The organism is Pseudomonas sp. PAMC 25886 (assembly GCF_000242655.1).
GTDB lineage: Bacteria > Pseudomonadota > Gammaproteobacteria > Pseudomonadales > Pseudomonadaceae > Aquipseudomonas.
Genome location: NZ_AHHC01000008.1, coordinates 73,453 through 90,267, shown reverse-complemented (window position 1 = coordinate 90,267; position 16,815 = coordinate 73,453). Strand labels below are relative to the sequence as shown.

Here is a 16,815-nt window from a genome sequence, read left to right as displayed (position 1 = left end):
TACAACGTCGGTTACACGCCGCTTTGCAGCAGCATGCTACGTACGTGACCAATGGCCTTAGTCGGGTTCAGGCCTTTGGGACATACGTTGACGCAGTTCATGATCCCGCGGCAGCGGAATACGCTGAACGGGTCATCCAGCGAAGCCAGACGCTCGGCAGTCTTGGTATCACGGCTGTCTGCCAGGAAGCGGTACGCTTGCAGCAGGGCAGCCGGGCCCAGGAACTTGTCCGGGTTCCACCAGAAGGACGGGCAGGAAGTCGAGCAGCAAGCGCACAGGATGCACTCGTACAGACCGTCCAGCTTCTCGCGCTCTTCCGGGGTCTGCAGACGTTCGATGGCCGGAGCCGGCGTGTCGTTCTGCAGGAATGGCTTAACCTTTTCGTATTGCTTGTAGAAGATGCTCATATCGACGACCAGGTCACGGATAACCGGCAAACCTGGCAGTGGACGAACGATCAGCTTGTTGCCTTTAACCACGGCAGACAGCGGCGTGATGCACGCCAGGCCGTTTTTACCGTTGATGTTCATGCCGTCGGAACCGCAGACACCTTCACGGCAAGAGCGACGATAGGAGAAACCTTCGTCCTGCTCTTTAACCAGGGCCAGTACGTCCAGCACCATCAGGTCTTTACCACCGGTATCGACCTGGAATTCCTGCATGAACGGCGCGGCGTCCTGATCAGGGTTGTAGCGATAAACACTGACTTTCAACATGGCAGCCACCCTTAGTAAGTCCGAATCTTCGGTTCAAACGTCGGAACCGTCTTCGGCGAGAAGTTCACGGCACGCTTGGTTACGCGCTTGTCACCCGGGAAGTACAGGGTGTGGCACAACCAGTTTTCGTCGTCGCGGTCTTCATAGTCTTCACGAGCGTGAGCACCACGGGATTCTTTACGAACCTCGGCAGCAATCGCGGTCGCTTCAGCCACTTCCAGCAGGTTTTGCAGCTCAAGGGCTTCGATACGAGCGGTGTTGAACGCCTGGCTCTTATCGTTGATCTTGACGTTGGCGATGCGCTTGCGCAGGTCGGCCAGCTGGGCAATACCCTTCTGCATGTATTCGCCGGTACGGAACACACCGAAGTAGTTCTGCATGCAGCTTTGCAGCTCTTTACGCAGGGAAGCGACGTCTTCGCCTTCGGTACGCGAGTTCAGGCCATCCAGACGTGCCAGGGCAGCGTCGATGTCGGACTGGCGTGGACGAGCGTAATCAACGCCTTCCTTCAGGGTCTGCTCCAGGAACAGGCCGGCAGCGCGACCGAATACCACCAGGTCGAGCAGCGAGTTACCGCCCAGGCGGTTGGCACCGTGAACCGATACGCAGGCCACTTCACCGACCGCGAACAGACCAGGGATGATCTGGTCAACGCCGTCGGCGTCCTGGGTGATCGCTTGGCCATGAATGTTGGTGGCAACGCCGCCCATCATATAGTGGCAAGTTGGAACAACCGGGATCGGCGCAACAGCCGGGTCAACGTGAGCAAAGGTCTTGGACAGCTCCATGATGCCTGGCAGACGGCTGTGCAGAACTTCTTCACCGAGGTGATCGAGCTTCAGCATTACGTGGTCGCCATCAGGACCACAGCCGTTACCGGCGATGATTTCTTTAACCATGGAACGGGCTACAACGTCACGACCGGCAAGGTCTTTGGCGTTCGGAGCATAACGCTCCATGAAACGCTCGCCGTTCTTGTTGATCAGGTAACCACCTTCACCACGGCAACCTTCTGTAACCAGTACACCGGCGCCGGCGATGCCGGTCGGGTGGAACTGCCACATTTCGATGTCCTGTACCGGGACGCCTGCACGCAGGGCCATGCCGATACCGTCACCGGTGTTGATCAGGGCGTTGGTAGTAGAAGAGTAGATACGGCCTGCACCGCCGGTCGCCAATACGGTGGCGTTAGCCCGTACGTAAGAGGTTTCGCCGGTTTCGATGCAGATAACGATCATGCCTACAAAGGCACCGTCTTCGTTCTTCACCAGGTCGACGCCGTAGTATTCGTTGAGGAATACGGTGCCGGCCTTCAGGTTGGCCTGGTACAGGGTGTGCAACAGCGCGTGACCGGTACGGTCGGCTGCGGCGCAGGTACGGGCGGCCTGACCACCTTTACCGAAGTCTTTCGACTGACCGCCGAACGGACGCTGGTAGATGCGGCCCTGTTCGGTACGGGAGAACGGCAGACCCATGTGTTCGAGCTCGAAGACCGCTTCAGGGCCTACGGAGCACATGTATTCGATAGCGTCCTGGTCACCGATATAGTCGGAACCCTTGACGGTATCGTACATGTGCCAGCGCCAGTCATCGTTTGGATCGGCAGAGGCGATGGCGCACGTGATGCCACCCTGGGCCGAAACGGTGTGGGAACGGGTCGGGAACACCTTGGTGATTACGGCAGTCTTGTGACCGCCCTGGGCCAGCTGCAGCGCAGCGCGCATGCCGGCACCGCCGCCGCCAATGATGATGGCGTCGAATGAAAGCGTATTAACTGTGTTAGCCATGAATCAGATACCCCAAAGAATCTGCACACCCCAGACGAAGTAAGCGAACATCGCGACGCCGCATACTGCCTGGAAGAGAAACCGTACTGCTGTCGCGGACTTGCCCAGCGCCATTGGCGTCAGGTAGTCGGTCGCGATGGTCCACATGCCAACCCAGGCGTGAGCGCCCAGGGCTACAAGGGCCAGCAGACTGAAGATGCGCATCCCGTTGTGAGCGAACAGGCCGTGCCATTGGGCGTAGCCAATGCCAGGGTTCGCCGCGAGGTACCCGATCAGGAAAATGAAATAAGCCGCGAGAACAACCGCAGACACACGTTGCGCCATCCAGTCATAGAGGCCCGAACGCGACAGGTTCGTAACGCTGGTTACCATATCCAAACTCCCGCCAGAACGATCAGCACCACGGAAATGGCGATGACGATTTTCGAGCCCAGCTTGCCGCCTTCCAGCGTCTCACCGATACCCATGTCCATGATCAAGTGGCGAATACCGGCCACGAGGTGATAAAGCAGAGCGGACAGGAGGCCCCAGGCGACGAATTTGGCCAGCGGACTGGTCAAGCATGCCTTCACCTCGGCGTACCCTTCTTCCGAACCCAGGGATTTGCTCAATGCATAAAGCATGATGCCCAGGCCAAGAAACAGGATGATGCCGGATACACGGTGCAGGAACGACGTTACGCCGGTGATGGGGAGTTTGATGGTCCTTAGGTCTAGGTTTACAGGTCGTTGGCTATTCACGGCTTTTTTTCACACTGAAGAGCCCCTAACAATCAGGGCAAAGTTGTTGGGGAGTGCACTGGTCAGGTAACCACCACCCAGGGAGTGCGACCCCCATCAAAACGGGCCCAAAAGCCCCTGGCGGTCGGAGGCCGAGTATAGACAGTTAGGCAACTAATGACAACGCGCACTCCTCACCCTAATAGCGCATTGCGCTGGCGGCATAAAAGGCGTAAATGGCAGGTAATTTCGAGGAAAAAGTACGGTTAAAGCCTTCTGGCGCAAGACTTTAGGCAAATTGACATCTGGATTTATATCAATATAGTGGTGCGGGCCCTGCGTGGGGGGTCTGTCTGATGATTTGAAGCATAAATAGGAGGCCACATGGCTGACAAAAAAGCGCAGTTGATCATCGAGGGCGCAGCCCCCGTCGAGCTGCCCATTTTAACCGGCACCGTTGGTCCCGATGTTATCGACGTACGGGGCCTGACGGCCACGGGCCGTTTTACATTCGACCCAGGCTTCATGTCGACCGCCTCATGCGAGTCGAAGATCACCTATATCGACGGTGATAACGGTATCTTGCTGCACCGCGGCTACCCGATCGAACAGCTTGCTGAACAGTCGGACTACCTGGAAACCTGCTACCTGCTGCTTAATGGCGAACTGCCAACAGCTGAGCAAAAGGCCCAGTTCGTCAGCACCGTGAAGAACCACACCATGGTTCACGAGCAGTTGAAGACCTTCTTCAACGGCTTCCGTCGCGACGCCCACCCGATGGCCGTCATGTGCGGTGTAGTCGGCGCCCTGTCGGCCTTCTATCACGACTCCCTGGACATCAATAACCCGCAGCATCGCGAAATTTCCGCGATCCGCCTGGTTGCCAAGATGCCGACCCTGGCCGCAATGGTTTACAAGTACTCCATGGGCCAACCCATGATGTACCCGCGCAACGACCTGACGTACGCGGAAAACTTCCTGCACATGATGTTCAACACCCCGTGCGAGATCAAACCGATCAGCCCGGTGCTGGCCGCCGCGATGGACAAGATCTTCATCCTCCACGCCGACCACGAACAGAACGCCTCGACGTCCACCGTACGCCTGGCAGGCTCCTCGGGTGCCAACCCGTTCGCCTGTATCGCCGCCGGTATCGCCGCACTGTGGGGCCCTGCCCACGGCGGTGCGAACGAAGCCGTATTGACCATGCTTGATGAAATCGGCGATGTCTCGAACATCGATAAGTTCATCGCCAAGGCCAAGGACAAGAACGATCCGTTCAAGTTGATGGGCTTCGGTCACCGGGTCTACAAGAACCGCGACCCGCGTGCCACCGTGATGAAGAAGACCTGCGACGAAGTACTGAAGGAACTGGGGATCAAGAACGATCCGCAACTCGAACTGGCCATGCGCCTGGAAGAGATCGCCCTGACCGACCCGTACTTCATCGAACGCTCGCTGTACCCGAACGTCGACTTCTACTCGGGGATCATCCTCAAGGCGATCGGCATTCCAACCAGCATGTTCACCGTGATCTTCGCCCTGGCGCGCACCGTAGGCTGGATCTCCCACTGGAAAGAAATGCTTTCCAGCCCGTACAAGATTGGCCGCCCGCGCCAGCTGTACACCGGCTACGAGTCGCGTGACATCACCAAGCTGGAAGACCGCAAGTAAGCTAACCGCTACTTGGCAACACCGAAAACGGCCTCCTTTGATAGGGAGGCCGTTTTTATTTGTGCCGGATTTGAGAAACAGTTTTGTCGTATCCGTTACCAATAAAGGCAAAAAAAGCCCCGATCTCACGACCGGGGCTTTTTTTTGTAACGCTTACAGCTTAATGGCTAACCGCCCCACTCGCCCCCAGGCCCGTCTGCGAACGGACAAACTGCGGGAAGTACAGCGCACGTTCCTTCTCTGCCGCCGCCGACTTGTCGGTGATGGAGAAGAACCAGATACCGATGAACGCAATGATCATCGAGAACAGCGCCGGGTACTCGTAAGGGAAGATCGCCTTCTCATGGTGCAGGATCGAGACCCAGATGGTTGGGCCGAGGATCATCAGGCCAACGGCACTGATCAAGCCCAGCCAGCCACCAATCATTGCACCGCGGGTGGTGAGGTTTTTCCAGTACATGGAAAGCAGCAGCACCGGGAAGTTACAGCTGGCGGCAATGGAGAACGCCAGGCCCACCATGAACGCGATGTTCTGGCTTTCAAACAGGATACCCAGACCAATGGCCAGCACTGCCAGGGCGATGGTGGTGATCTTCGATACACGAATCTCATCCTTCTCGTTGGCTTTGCCTTTCTTGATCACGCTGGCGTACAGGTCATGGGACACCGCCGAAGCACCCGCCAGGGTCAAACCGGCAACCACTGCCAGGATGGTGGCAAATGCCACGGCCGAGATGAAGCCCAGGAAGATACTGCCGCCCACCGCGTTGGCCAGGTGCACCGCCGCCATGTTGTTACCGCCGAGCAAGGCACCTGCAGCATCCTTGAACGCCGGGTTGGTGCTGACCAGCAGGATCGCGCCGAAGCCGATGATGAAGGTCAGGATATAGAAGTAGCCGATGAAGCCAGTGGCATACAGCACGCTCTTGCGAGCTTCCTTCGCGTCACTAACGGTGAAGAAGCGCATCAGGATGTGCGGCAGGCCGGCGGTACCGAACATCAGTGCCAGGCCAAGGGAGAACGCCGAAATCGGGTCTTTCACCAGGCCGCCCGGGCTCATGATCGCTTCACCTTTAGGGTGAACCTTGATCGCCTCGGCAAACAGCATGTTGAAGTCGAAGTTGACGTGTTTCATCACCATCAGCGCCATGAACGAGGCACCGGACAGCAGCAGCACAGCCTTGATGATCTGCACCCAGGTGGTCGCCAGCATCCCGCCGAACAACACATAGAGGCACATCAGGATGCCCACCAGGATCACCGCTACATGGTAATCAAGGCCGAACAGCAGCTGGATCAGCTTGCCCGCGCCAACCATCTGCGCGATCAGGTAGAACGCCACCACCACCAGGGAGCCACAGGCCGACAGGCTGCGGATCTGGGTTTGCCCGAGGCGGTAGGACGCCACGTCGGCAAACGTGTATTTACCCAGGTTACGCAGGCGCTCGGCGATCAGGAACAGAATGATCGGCCAGCCCACCAGGAAGCCGATCGAGTAGATCAGGCCGTCGTAGCCGGAGGTGAACACCAGCGCGGAAATCCCCAGGAAGGACGCTGCCGACATATAGTCACCGGCAATCGCCAAACCGTTCTGGAACCCGGTGATCTTGCCGCCGGCCGCATAGTAGTCGGCCGCCGACTTGTTGCGCTTGGACGCCCAGTAGGTGATGCACAAGGTCGCGCCGACGAAGGCCACGAACATCAGGATCGCTGCGATATTCAGCGGTTGTTTATGCACTTCGCCGGTCAACGCATCAGCCGCCCAAACGGCAGGTGCAAAGGCCGAGGCGCCGAGTACAGCCAATAGACGACGGATCATTGCGCAGCCTCCTTGAGAATCGCATTGTTCAGGTCGTCGAATTCGCCGTTGGCGCGTCGTACATAGATGCCGGTGAGGATGAAGGCCGACACAATCAGCCCGACCCCGATCGGGATCCCCCACGTGATGGACGAACCGGGGCTGATCTTGGCCCCCAGTATTTGCGGCCCATAGGCAATCAGAAGAATGAAAGCGGAGTACAGCCCAAGCATGATTGCCGAGAGAATCCAGGCGAATCTTTCCCTTTTTCTTACCAGCTCCTTGAAGCGCGGGCTGTTTTGAATCGAGAGGTAAATGCTGTCGTTCATTGTTTTTATCCTCGCAGCACAGCTTTTTATTATTGGAACATATCCACTGTATGCGGCTGAGGAACAGGTTCCAGACGACCTTAGTAGTAGAAGGAGATGGGCGATCACGCCAGCTTTGCACTGATTAAAGTGACAGCCTTTGGCCCAGAAACGACAAAGCCCGCCTGACGAAAACGCCAGGCGGGCTTGCAAGGTACGATCTAGAGGCTTCGAGACTTACTTAGCGGTCCATTCGGCGACACGCTCAGGGTGCTTGGCCACCCAATCCTTGGCCGCGGCTTCAGGCTTGGCGCCCTCTTGAATGGCCAACATGACTTCGCCGATTTCATCCTTGGAGCCCCACTGGAATTTCTTCAGGAACGCCACGACTTCCGGGGCTTTCTTTTCCAGGCCTTTGCTGCCGATGCTGTTGACGGTTTCAGCAGCACCATAAATTCCTTTTGGGTCGTCCAGGAAACGCAGTTTCCACTTGGCGAACATCCAGTGTGGCACCCAACCGGTGACCGCAATGGATTCCTGTTTGTCTTCGGCACGGGTCAGCTCGGCGATCATCGCCGCGCCCGAACTGGCTTGCAGCTTGTAGTCCAGGCCATAGGCCTTGATCGCTTCGTCGGTCTTGAGCATTACGCCTGAACCGGCGTCGATGCCGACGATTTTGTTCTTGAAGGTGGTGTCGGTCTTGAGGTCTTCGATGGATTTGGCTTTCACGTACTCAGGCACGATCAGGCCAATCTTGGCGTCCTTGAAGTTGGGGCCGTAGTCGACCACCTTGTCCTTGTTCTTGGCCCAGTATTCACCGTGGGTCACGGGAAGCCAGGCGGAGAGCATGGCGTCGAGTTTGCCGGTGGCCACGCCTTGCCACATGATCCCGGTGGCGACCGCTTGCAGTTTCACGTCATAACCGAGCTTCTGCTTGATCACTTCTGCCGCCACGTGGGTGGTGGCGACACTGTCCGACCAGCCATCCACATAGCCGATGCTCAGGGTTTTGCTGTCGGCGCTGGCCAGTGTGGAGCTCATCGCAACTACCAGAGTGGCAGCTGCGCCCAAGAGTCGTCGCATCTTCATAGTGCTTCCCCGAAAGTGCTGCGCCCGGCGGATGCCGAGCGACGTCAACCTGTTGTTATGTGGTGCACCGCGCCCCCTTCACGCGCATCGAACACGTGGGTGCCTCATCAGTGGAGGGCTGACACTTCGATCATCAACCTGCTGCCGCAACCGACCTGCTCTGACTGCGACCTCAGGTAAGCAAGAAACGACATCACATCGCCAGCAGGACGATTTGTAGGACATTCACCGACGATCCCGCCCGAACTTTGCATGTCAAAATTATGCTGCCCCACTGGGACGGCACAAATCCGGGTAAGATGCGCGCCTTTGCCCCCAGACGGCCTGATCATGCCCGCGACTGCACGCTTCCCGCTCCTGCCCTATTTATTTGCCCTGATCCTCGGTGTGCTGGCCCTCGGCGGCTATTGGTATGGCCTTGGCCAACCGGTGGTGCTCCCGGACGTGGCGAGTGCCAGCCACAAGCTGCAATGTGCGTCCTACACGCCCTTCGACAAAGACCAATCCCCATTCGACCAGCCGTTCACACTGCGCCCCGAGCGCATGGACGCCGACCTGGCGTTGCTGGCCACCCGCTTTGAGTGCATCCGCACCTACTCCCAGACCGGCCTTGAAGCCTTGCCGGAACTGGCGCGCAAACACGGCCTGAAGCTGATGAGCGGCGCGTGGGTCAGCAGTGATCCGGTGGCCACCGCCAAGGAAGTCGAGGCACTGATCGCCTCGGCCAACGCCAACCCCGACGTCATCACGTCAGTGATCGTGGGTAACGAAACCCTGCTGCGCAAGGAAGTCACCGCCAAGCAGTTGGTGACGCTGATCCATCACGTCAAAAGCCATATCAAGCAGCCGGTCACCTATGCCGATGTGTGGGAGTTCTGGCTGCAACACCCGGAAATCGCCCCGGCGGTGGATTTCCTGACCATCCACCTGTTGCCTTACTGGGAAGATGACCCGTCGGGCATCGACCAGGCGCTCAAGCATGTGGGCGATGTGCGCCAGACCTTCGGCAACAAGTTCGCGCCCAAGGACGTGATGATCGGCGAGACCGGCTGGCCGAGCGAAGGCCGGCAGCGGGAAACCGCGGTGCCGAGCCGGGTCAACGAAGCGAAATTCATGCGCGGGTTCGTGGCCATGGCTGAAGCCAACGGCTGGCATTACAACCTGATCGAAGCCTTTGACCAGCCGTGGAAACGCGCCAGCGAAGGTGCCGTAGGCGGTTACTGGGGTTTGTTTGATGCCGACCGCCAGGACAAGGGCGTGCTGGCCGGTCCGGTGACCAACGTGCCGTACTGGCCGCTGTGGCTGGGGGTTGGCGGGATTATCCTGCTGGGCACGCTGCTGCTGGGCGGTCGCGTGCGCACCACCCGCGCTGCCTTATTGTTGCCATTGCTCGGTGCAGTGGCGGCCTGCTCGATTGGCACTTGGGCCGAATTGAACCGGGTAACGGCGCGCTTCACGGATGAGTGGGTGTGGGCGGGATTGCTGGTGGCCTTGAACCTCGCCGTTCTGGCCCACGCGGCCCTGGCCTTGAGTGCACGTGAAGGCTGGCGCGAGCGCGCGTTCAACTGGATCGAGCAGCGCGCCAGCTGGCTGGTGGCAATCGCCGGGTTTGCCGGGGCTGTCATGATGCTGGCCCTGGTGTTTGACCCGCGGTATCGCAGCTTCCCGAGCGCCGCGCTGGTGCTGCCGGCGCTGGTGTACCTGGTGCGCCCGGTAAGCGGGCTGCGTCGGGAGATCGCGTTGCTGGCGTTCATCATCGGTGCCGGCATTGCGCCGCAGCTGTACCGTGAAGGATTGATGAACCAGCAGGCGTGGGGTTGGGCGGTGGTGAGCCTGCTCATGGTTGCAGCCTTGTGGCGTTGCTTGCGGGTGCGCAAGGCTTAAGATCGCTTTCGCGAGCAAGCCCGCTCCCACATTTGGATCTGTGAAACGGTCAAATGTGGGAGCTGGCTTGCCTGCGATGAGGCCCTCTCAGGCTGCCCGAGGCGCCCTGACCAACCGCAACCCCGCAATCACCACCGCAAACACCGCAAACGTCGTGTTGTACAACGCCAACGCCGGAAACCCGAACACCAGCGCCAACACTGCCAACCCCCACCCTGCCCGGCCCGGCACAAAAAAACCCAGCACCGCAGTGACCAACGCCGCCCAGCCCATCACCTTGAAGTGAATCATCAACCCCAGGTTGGAACGCACCTGGCATTCCCAGCGGCTGGCTTCGTCAGCACAAATACCCACCCAACGGCCATCCTCCATGAATCCGTAACGCGCGCCATAACTGGCGGCCAGCCAAAGTGGCAGGGCAATAAGCAGCAGGATCAGCGGAAAACGGCGGGACATGGGGCACTCCGATAGGCGAAAACGGCGCCCAGCTTAATCCCCCGGCAGCCGTTGGCAAGGCTTGTAAACAGATAAGTGTTCGTCAATGCGTGCCAAAGTGTATCGTCTGGCTACTATTACCCCGATTCCCACGTTTTTTTCCGACTTTTCGTGCCGAAGGCTGGCACTTCGGAAGCAACGCGGTGGTCATAGCCTGCGAACTCCAACCCAGCACGTTTTCCTCTTAGGGATTTAGTCATGCTCCGTTCCTTGCGCTGTGCGGCCCTGTTGGGCAGCCTTTTTCTGAGTGCGTCAGCACTGGCGGTCGATATTGACCAGGCCAGCTATGGCTACCCTTTGACCAACCCGTTTGAAGCGACCATCGCGACCACCCCGCCCAACCTGCGGCCGGAGTTGCCGTCCGACGATGAAATCAATCAGTCCGACTACACCCTGACGATGCGCCCCGAGCGTGAGTTCAGCCTGCCCGACAACTTCTGGGCGGTGAAGAAACTCACCTACCGCATCGCCAAGCAAGACCGCGCCGCACCGCTGATCTTCCTGATCGCCGGCACCGGTGCACGCTTTGACAGCACCATCAACGAATACCTGAAAAAGCTGTACTACAAGGCCGGTTACCACGTCGTCCAACTGTCGTCCCCGACCAGCTTCGACTTCATCGCCGCCGCCTCGCGCTTCGCCACCCCCGGCATCAGCCAGGAAGACGCCGAAGACATGTACCGCGTGATGCAGGCCGTACGCGCGCAAAACCCGACGCTGCCGGTGACCGACTTCTACCTCACCGGCTACAGCCTGGGCGCCCTCGACGCAGCCTTCGTCAGCAAGCTGGATGAAACCCGTCGCAGCTTCAACTTCAAGAAAGTCCTGCTGCTGAACCCGCCGGTCAACCTCTACACCTCGATCACCAACCTCGACAAGCTGGTGCAAACCGAGGTCAAGGGCATCAACAACAGCACCACCTTCTATGAACTGGTGTTGAACAAACTGACCCGCTACTTCCAGCAAAAGGGCTACATCGACCTGAACGACGCCCTGCTCTACGACTTCCAGAACTCCAAGGAACACCTGACCAACGAACAGATGGCGATGCTGATCGGCACCTCGTTCCGCTTCTCGGCGGCCGACATTGCCTTCACCTCGGACCTGATCAACCGCCGCGGCCTGATTATCCCGCCCAAGTACCCGATCAGCGAAGGCACCAGCCTCACGCCATTCCTCAAGCGTGCGCTGCAGTGTGACTTCGACTGCTACCTCACCGAACAGGTGATCCCGATGTGGCGCGCCCGTTCCGACGGCGGCAGCCTGTTGCAACTGGTTGACCAGGTCAGCCTGTATGCGCTCAAGGACTACCTGCACGACAGCCCGAAAATCGCCGTCATGCACAACGCCGACGACGTGATCCTGGGCCCTGGCGACCTTGGCTTCCTGCGTAAAACCTTCGGCGATCGCTTGACCGTCTACCCCCTGGGCGGCCATTGCGGCAACCTCAACTACCGCGTCAACGCCGACGCCATGCTGGAGTTCTTCCGTGGCTAAATATCTTCTGCTGCTCGCCGCCCTGATGTGCGCGGGCGTGGCCAATGCCGACAACAGCAAGGCCCACACGCCGACCGTAGTGGACTCCGACGGCTTCAAGGAGCCCCTGAGCCATCTCAAGTTCAACCCTGGCCTGGACCAGCGTGAGTTCGAGCGTTCGTCGGTCAACGCCCTGAATGTCTACGACCCGCTGGAGTCGTGGAACCGCCGGGTCTACCACTTCAACTACCGCTTCGACCAGTGGGTGTTCCTGCCGGTGGTGGACGGTTACCGCTACGTCACCCCAAGCTTCCTGCGTACCGGCGTCAGCAACTTCTTCAACAACCTGGGGGATGTGCCCAACCTGTTGAACAGCCTGCTGCAGCTCAAGGGCCATCGTTCCCTGGAAACCACCGGGCGCCTGCTGCTCAACACCACCATCGGCATCGCCGGCCTGTGGGACCCGGCCACCGCCATGGGCCTGCCGCGCCAGAGCGAAGACTTCGGCCAGACCCTGGGCTTCTACGGTGTACCGGGCGGCGCCTACCTGGTGCTGCCGCTGTTTGGTCCGTCGAACCTGCGGGACACCACCGGCCTGCTGGTGGACTACGGCGCCGAGACCGAGATCAACTTCCTGAACGTGTCCAAGGTCAGCGAAAACCACCCGGAAATCTGGGCCCTGCGCGCCGTCGACAAGCGCTACCAGACCAGCTTCCGCTACGGTCAGATGAACTCGCCGTTCGAGTACGAAAAGGTGCGCTACGTGTACACCGAGGCGCGCAAGTTGCAGATCGCCGAGTAACGTCCCGTGTAGGCGCTGGCTTGCCAGCGCCTACAACGCGGCTCCCCGCCTGCACCACCTGCGCCACGTAAACTGCAATTGCAGCACCGCCGCCCTGGCCATTTCCCGATCCTGCTCCGCCAATCCCGAAGGCGGCTCCAGCACTTCCAGCAACGCCGCACCCGGTGCATCCAGCAGTGACTCATTCGTCACGCTCGGGCCGCCCTCTTCCAGCGCCGCCTCCAACGCCCGCAAATAGCGATCGCGCTCACTTGCCAACGCACCCCGGCTGCCCGCCAGGCACGCGCGCAGCTCCAGCAACTCGTCCCCCAGATCCAGCCCGAGCAAACCGTTGTCCCAGTGGGCGCGGCGATCAGCAGGCAAGGTTTCGCTGTAGCGCGACAGGCGAATCAGCCGGTCCGCCATGCGCCCGCCAAACCAGCTTTCGGCCTGCTCCAAAGGGCGGGAGGTCAGTTGCGCCAGGTCGAATAACGACGCCTTGAACATCCGCCGATAGTGATGCTCGCCGGGACTCAGCTGAATCAGCCGAAACACCACCACGGCAATGCCCACGCCCACCAGCGTCGCGATAGCCTTGTTGAGAAACGCGGCGAAGTCGTAGGTCATCACATTGCTGGGCCCGACGTTGTTGACGAAAAAGATGCAGAACGCCGACGCCGTGGCCGCCAGTGTGGGGCGACTCATGCACAGCGACGCCACGAACAGCGGCACACCCAGCGCCAGGCACAACAGCGGAAAACCCTCGAACCCCGGCAGCAACGCAAAGCGCACAACCCCGGCCACCGGAATCGACAGCGCAATGCCCTTGAGGAAATTCAGGCTGGAGGCGGACGGGTTTTCCCGCGCCGCAAATAGGCTCAACACCACGCCACAAATAGACACCGCGCCCAGCCCAGAAGGCCATGCCGTAAAAATCCAGAACGCCGCAACCGCCAGAAAAGCCAGTGCACTGCGCAACCCGCCGAGCACGCCTTGCTCGATGTCCCGGTGCCAGGACATCGCCCCCGGCGCGCCGGGCGGCACCCTGCCCTCTTCGACCGCGACCAGCGTCAATGCACTCAGGTCAATCAAGCGCAGCACCTGCGCCAGTTGCATCAGGCAAAAGTGCGCTTCCTGGCCAAGACGCGGATCCTGCAACGCCAGGCCAAGCCGCTGCGACAGTTCGGACAGGTCTTCGAGGCGCTCTTGCTGCAACGCGCCCGCCACCGCTTCAATCAATGGCACCACGGCGGCCGTCTCATCAAGCATCATGCGCTGGCGCGCCACGCCCCGCGCTGCCCGCAGCAGGCCAAGCAGGTCACGGCTGAGCACCCGCAAGGCCTGGGAGCGGCGCCGGCCCTTGGGCCCTTCAAACCAGGCATGGTCACGCTGGCTGTCCACGGCTACGAGGCGGCTCAACGCTTCGAGCAGGCCTTTACGCTGATCGTTACCCAACAGCTCCGACGCGGCGGCACGTATCACGGCCTGCCACGCGGCGCGTGCCTGGACCGCCAGCACCTGCTCGACCCGGCGCGGCCACAAAATCGTGCTGGCGATAGAGGCGCAGAGGATCCCCAGGCTGATCTCCTGGCAGCGCGCCACCGCCTCATCGAACACCCCCAAAGGTGCGGCCGTAGCGGGCAACGCAATAATCGCCGTGGTGTAACCCGCCAGCACAAAACCATAGGACGCGTGATTACGCAGCAAGGATGCGCCCGTGGTGCAAAACGCCAGCCACAGCGCCATGCACAGCAGGAACAACAGCGGTGCCTGGCCCAACACGCCGATCATCGCGATGGAGACCATGGCCCCGACAAACGTGCCCACCAGCCGATAGGCGCCTTTGGCCAGGACCATGCCACTGGTGGACTGGCCCACGATAAACACCGTGGTCAACGCCCATTGTGGTTGCTGCAGGTCGAAACAAAAGGCCAGGTACAACGCGACCCCGCCGGCGATCATGTTGCGCAGGGCAAACAGCAGATCGTTGCGGGACGGGGTCAGCGTCGCTTGCCAGAAATCAGGGAGCTGAAAGGTGGAGGATTTCATGAAACCCGCACATAGATAGCAAGCTAATGATTAGCATCGTATCTATATTTGCCGGGAATGCCAATCTCCCGGCTATTTGACCAGGCGCTTTTCCTTGGACGGCCTGTACCCGAAGTACGCGCTGTAGCACTTGCTGAAATGGCTTGGCGAGACAAACCCGCAGGCCACCAGCACGTCCACCTGGGACAGCTCGGTGTGTTGCAGCAGCCGGCGGGCCTCGGTGATGCGCAGTTCCAGGTAGTAACGCTGAGGCGTGGTGCCCAGTTGCTCCTTGAACAAGCGCTCCAACTGGCGCCGGGAACGGCCGGCATAGACGGCCAGTTGCTCCATCTCCAGCGGCTCCTCGAGGTTGGCGTCCATCAGCTTCACCACCTCACGCAGCGGTGCGCTCAAGCAGATGTTTTCCGTCGGTTTCACCCGCCGGTAACGCGACTCCTCAAACGCCAGGATGTCCTCGATGCCTTCGACCAAGGCTTTGCCGTACAGACCCTTGATCCAGTCCAGCGCCATATGAAACGCGCCGGACGGACTGGAAGCCGTCAGCCGGTCGCGATCAATCACATACGGCTCGCTGCTGACCTGCGTCGCCTTGCAGAACTCGGCCAGGGCCGGGCGATGTTCCGGGTGCACGGCGCACCGGTAGCCGCCAAGCAAACCCGCACGCCCCAGGAACCACGCACCGTTCCACAACCCGGCCAGGCTCACGCCATGCTCCGAGGCGCTTTTCAGCAGGTGGATGAATTCGTCCGTGGCCTTCAGTTCGGTACGGTAGCCACCGCAGATCACCAGCAGGTCCAGCGCTTTAAGCACTGAATGCTCAAGCCGCGCATCAGGCCGGATCACCAGCCCCAGGTCGCTGGTCACCTCGCCTTCCTGCAAGCCAAACGTTGACGTGGCAAACGACGCCGGCCGCAGCAGGTTCGCGGTGATCAGCGCATCCAGCGCCTGGGTAAACGCCGGCAGCGAGAAATGTTCGAGCAACACAAACCCCACGCGCACCGTCTGGCGGGCCTCGCCGGGGTTTTCATTCAGGTAGCGCAGGTTCTTGCCTTTCATGCCCCCGCTGAATTGCCGTCGCTCGATCAATTGCCTATGCCCTCGCACGCGTCCAGAGCTTGCCCACCACGCTGACAACCGCCAACACCACGGCCCCGGCAATGATCCCCGCCACCGCATTGAGCAACGTCGGCACCAGCCACGCCAGGCCACCGGTGCTTTGGCTCACGGTCTCGATCCAGTGGTGCACCACCGGTACGCCATGGGTCAGGATACCGCCGCCCACCATGAACATCGCTGCCGTGCCGATCACCGACAGGCTTTTCATCATATACGGCGCCGCCCGCAGGATCGCCCCGCCAATGCTGCGCGCCGCCTGTCCGGGCTTTTGGGTGAGCCACAGCCCCAGGTCATCGAGCTTGACGATGCCGGCCACCAGGCCGTAGACGCCGATGGTCATGACGATGGCGATGCCCGACAGCACGATCACCTGCTGCATCAGCGGCGCATCCGCCACGGTGCCGAGGGTGATGGCGATGATTTCGGCCGAAAGAATGAAGTCGGTACGGATCGCGCCCTTGATCTTGTCCTTCTCGAACGCCACCAGGTCAGTGGCCGGATCCGCCACGGCTTCCACCAGGTGTGCCTGTTCTTCGGTGCGCTTGTGCAAGAAGGTATGGGCGAGCTTTTCGAAGCCCTCGAAACACAGATACGCGCCGCCCAGCATCAGCAACGGCGTGACCGCCCACGGCGCAAACGCGCTGATCAGCAAGGCCGCAGGCACCAGGATCAGCTTGTTGACAAACGAGCCCTTGGCCACCGCCCACACCACCGGGATTTCCCGCTCGGCGCGCACCCCGGAGACTTGCTGGGCATTCAGCGCCAGATCGTCCCCCAGCACGCCCGCGGTTTTCTTCGCGGCCATCTTGGTCATCAAGGCCACATCGTCGAGCACCGCAGCGATGTCGTCGATCAATACCAGCAAACTGCTTCCTGCCATGGCTCGGGCTTCCCGTGATTCAAAGTGCGCCGAGAATAACGCG

At 60.2% G+C, this 16,815-nt stretch carries 15 protein-coding genes; 4 read left to right on the top strand and 11 right to left on the bottom strand.

Annotated features, from left to right (window positions below):
* Positions 1–11: 11 nt before the first annotated feature.
* Genes MUM_RS0101620 through sdhC form a run of 4 tightly spaced genes read right to left on the bottom strand, consistent with a single transcriptional unit; the run spans position 12 to position 3,243 of the window.
* Positions 12–716, bottom strand: coding sequence for a succinate dehydrogenase iron-sulfur subunit (locus MUM_RS0101620; protein WP_010166250.1), 705 nt, complete (start codon positions 714–716; stop codon positions 12–14).
* 11 nt (positions 717–727) lie between these two features.
* Entirely contained in the window at positions 728–2,503 is a 1,776-nt protein-coding gene (sdhA, locus tag MUM_RS0101615) for a succinate dehydrogenase flavoprotein subunit (RefSeq protein ID WP_010166248.1), read from the bottom strand.
* 3 nt (positions 2,504–2,506) lie between these two features.
* Complete coding sequence (gene sdhD / locus MUM_RS0101610) at positions 2,507–2,875, bottom strand: succinate dehydrogenase, hydrophobic membrane anchor protein (protein ID WP_003210573.1); 369 nt, start codon at positions 2,873–2,875, stop codon at positions 2,507–2,509.
* Positions 2,869–3,243 carry a succinate dehydrogenase, cytochrome b556 subunit gene (gene sdhC, locus MUM_RS0101605; protein ID WP_008433998.1) on the bottom strand — a complete coding sequence of 125 codons (375 nt, stop codon included), beginning with the start codon at positions 3,241–3,243 and terminating at the stop codon, positions 2,869–2,871. Before sdhC ends, sdhD begins: the two co-directional genes overlap by 7 nt.
* A gap of 363 nt (positions 3,244–3,606) precedes the next feature.
* Here sdhC and gltA point away from each other — a divergent pair, with 363 nt between their 5' ends.
* Positions 3,607–4,896: a citrate synthase gene (gltA, locus tag MUM_RS0101600; RefSeq protein ID WP_003210575.1), complete on the top strand. Its 1,290-nt coding sequence runs from the start codon at positions 3,607–3,609 to the stop codon at positions 4,894–4,896.
* A 160-nt stretch (positions 4,897–5,056) separates the two neighbouring features.
* Here gltA and MUM_RS0101595 read toward each other — a convergent pair whose 3' ends face one another.
* From MUM_RS0101595 to MUM_RS0101585, 3 genes are all read right to left on the bottom strand, one after another.
* On the bottom strand, positions 5,057–6,715 hold the full coding sequence (locus MUM_RS0101595) for a cation acetate symporter (RefSeq protein ID WP_003210576.1): 1,659 nt from the start codon (positions 6,713–6,715) through the stop codon (positions 5,057–5,059).
* Positions 6,712–7,023: a DUF485 domain-containing protein gene (locus tag MUM_RS0101590; RefSeq protein WP_010166239.1), complete on the bottom strand. Its 312-nt coding sequence runs from the start codon at positions 7,021–7,023 to the stop codon at positions 6,712–6,714. Before MUM_RS0101590 ends, MUM_RS0101595 begins: the two co-directional genes overlap by 4 nt.
* A 216-nt stretch (positions 7,024–7,239) precedes the next feature.
* Positions 7,240–8,091: a glycine betaine ABC transporter substrate-binding protein gene (locus MUM_RS0101585; RefSeq protein ID WP_010166237.1), complete on the bottom strand. Its 852-nt coding sequence runs from the start codon at positions 8,089–8,091 to the stop codon at positions 7,240–7,242.
* A 330-nt stretch (positions 8,092–8,421) separates the two neighbouring features.
* Here MUM_RS0101585 and MUM_RS0101580 point away from each other — a divergent pair, with 330 nt between their 5' ends.
* Positions 8,422–9,975, top strand: a complete 1,554-nt coding sequence (locus tag MUM_RS0101580) for a glycoside hydrolase family 17 protein (protein WP_029615733.1) — start codon at positions 8,422–8,424, stop codon at positions 9,973–9,975.
* An 87-nt stretch (positions 9,976–10,062) separates the two neighbouring features.
* Here MUM_RS0101580 and MUM_RS0101575 read toward each other — a convergent pair whose 3' ends face one another.
* Positions 10,063–10,431 carry a hypothetical protein gene (locus tag MUM_RS0101575; RefSeq protein ID WP_010166233.1) on the bottom strand — a complete coding sequence of 123 codons (369 nt, stop codon included), beginning with the start codon at positions 10,429–10,431 and terminating at the stop codon, positions 10,063–10,065.
* Positions 10,432–10,668: 237 nt separating this feature from the next.
* On the opposite strand from MUM_RS0101575, the gene MUM_RS0101570 reads away from it, so the two are divergent.
* Together MUM_RS0101570 and MUM_RS0101565 are read left to right on the top strand one after the other, a co-directional pair.
* On the top strand, positions 10,669–11,967 hold the full coding sequence (locus MUM_RS0101570) for a serine protein kinase PrkA (RefSeq protein ID WP_010166231.1): 1,299 nt from the start codon (positions 10,669–10,671) through the stop codon (positions 11,965–11,967).
* Positions 11,960–12,748 (top strand): MlaA family lipoprotein, encoded by a 789-nt coding sequence (locus MUM_RS0101565; protein ID WP_003210582.1) that lies wholly within the window; start codon positions 11,960–11,962, stop codon positions 12,746–12,748. The genes MUM_RS0101570 and MUM_RS0101565 overlap by 8 nt, the downstream gene beginning before the upstream one ends.
* A 30-nt stretch (positions 12,749–12,778) precedes the next feature.
* Here MUM_RS0101565 and MUM_RS0101560 read toward each other — a convergent pair whose 3' ends face one another.
* The 3 genes from MUM_RS0101560 to MUM_RS0101550 all read right to left on the bottom strand — a co-directional run bounded on the left by MUM_RS0101560 (position 12,779) and on the right by MUM_RS0101550 (position 16,772).
* The gene (locus MUM_RS0101560; protein ID WP_010166229.1) at positions 12,779–14,776 is read right to left on the bottom strand and encodes an FUSC family protein; all 1,998 of its coding nucleotides are present in this window, start codon (positions 14,774–14,776) and stop codon (positions 12,779–12,781) included.
* 72 nt (positions 14,777–14,848) lie between these two features.
* On the bottom strand, positions 14,849–15,832 hold the full coding sequence (locus MUM_RS0101555) for a GlxA family transcriptional regulator (RefSeq protein ID WP_010166228.1): 984 nt from the start codon (positions 15,830–15,832) through the stop codon (positions 14,849–14,851).
* Positions 15,833–15,866: 34 nt separating this feature from the next.
* Complete coding sequence (locus tag MUM_RS0101550; protein WP_010166227.1) at positions 15,867–16,772, bottom strand: DUF808 domain-containing protein; 906 nt, start codon at positions 16,770–16,772, stop codon at positions 15,867–15,869.
* Positions 16,773–16,815: the final 43 nt, after the last annotated feature.

Bases quoted from the DNA above. Each gene is read 5' to 3' on its own strand.
- MUM_RS0101620 (WP_010166250.1), bottom strand. From the start codon at position 716: ATGTTGAAAGTCAGTGTTTATCGCTACAACCCTGATCAGGACGCCGCG.
- sdhA (WP_010166248.1), bottom strand. From the start codon at position 2,503: ATGGCTAACACAGTTAATACGCTTTCATTCGACGCCATCATCATTGGC.
- sdhD (WP_003210573.1), bottom strand. From the start codon at position 2,875: ATGGTAACCAGCGTTACGAACCTGTCGCGTTCGGGCCTCTATGACTGG.
- gltA (WP_003210575.1), top strand. From the start codon at position 3,607: ATGGCTGACAAAAAAGCGCAGTTGATCATCGAGGGCGCAGCCCCCGTC.
- MUM_RS0101595 (WP_003210576.1), bottom strand. From the start codon at position 6,715: ATGATCCGTCGTCTATTGGCTGTACTCGGCGCCTCGGCCTTTGCACCT.
- MUM_RS0101590 (WP_010166239.1), bottom strand. From the start codon at position 7,023: ATGAACGACAGCATTTACCTCTCGATTCAAAACAGCCCGCGCTTCAAG.
- MUM_RS0101585 (WP_010166237.1), bottom strand. From the start codon at position 8,091: ATGAAGATGCGACGACTCTTGGGCGCAGCTGCCACTCTGGTAGTTGCG.
- MUM_RS0101580 (WP_029615733.1), top strand. From the start codon at position 8,422: ATGCCCGCGACTGCACGCTTCCCGCTCCTGCCCTATTTATTTGCCCTG.
- MUM_RS0101575 (WP_010166233.1), bottom strand. From the start codon at position 10,431: ATGTCCCGCCGTTTTCCGCTGATCCTGCTGCTTATTGCCCTGCCACTT.
- MUM_RS0101570 (WP_010166231.1), top strand. From the start codon at position 10,669: ATGCTCCGTTCCTTGCGCTGTGCGGCCCTGTTGGGCAGCCTTTTTCTG.
- MUM_RS0101560 (WP_010166229.1), bottom strand. From the start codon at position 14,776: ATGAAATCCTCCACCTTTCAGCTCCCTGATTTCTGGCAAGCGACGCTG.
- MUM_RS0101555 (WP_010166228.1), bottom strand. From the start codon at position 15,832: ATGAAAGGCAAGAACCTGCGCTACCTGAATGAAAACCCCGGCGAGGCC.
- MUM_RS0101550 (WP_010166227.1), bottom strand. From the start codon at position 16,772: ATGGCAGGAAGCAGTTTGCTGGTATTGATCGACGACATCGCTGCGGTG.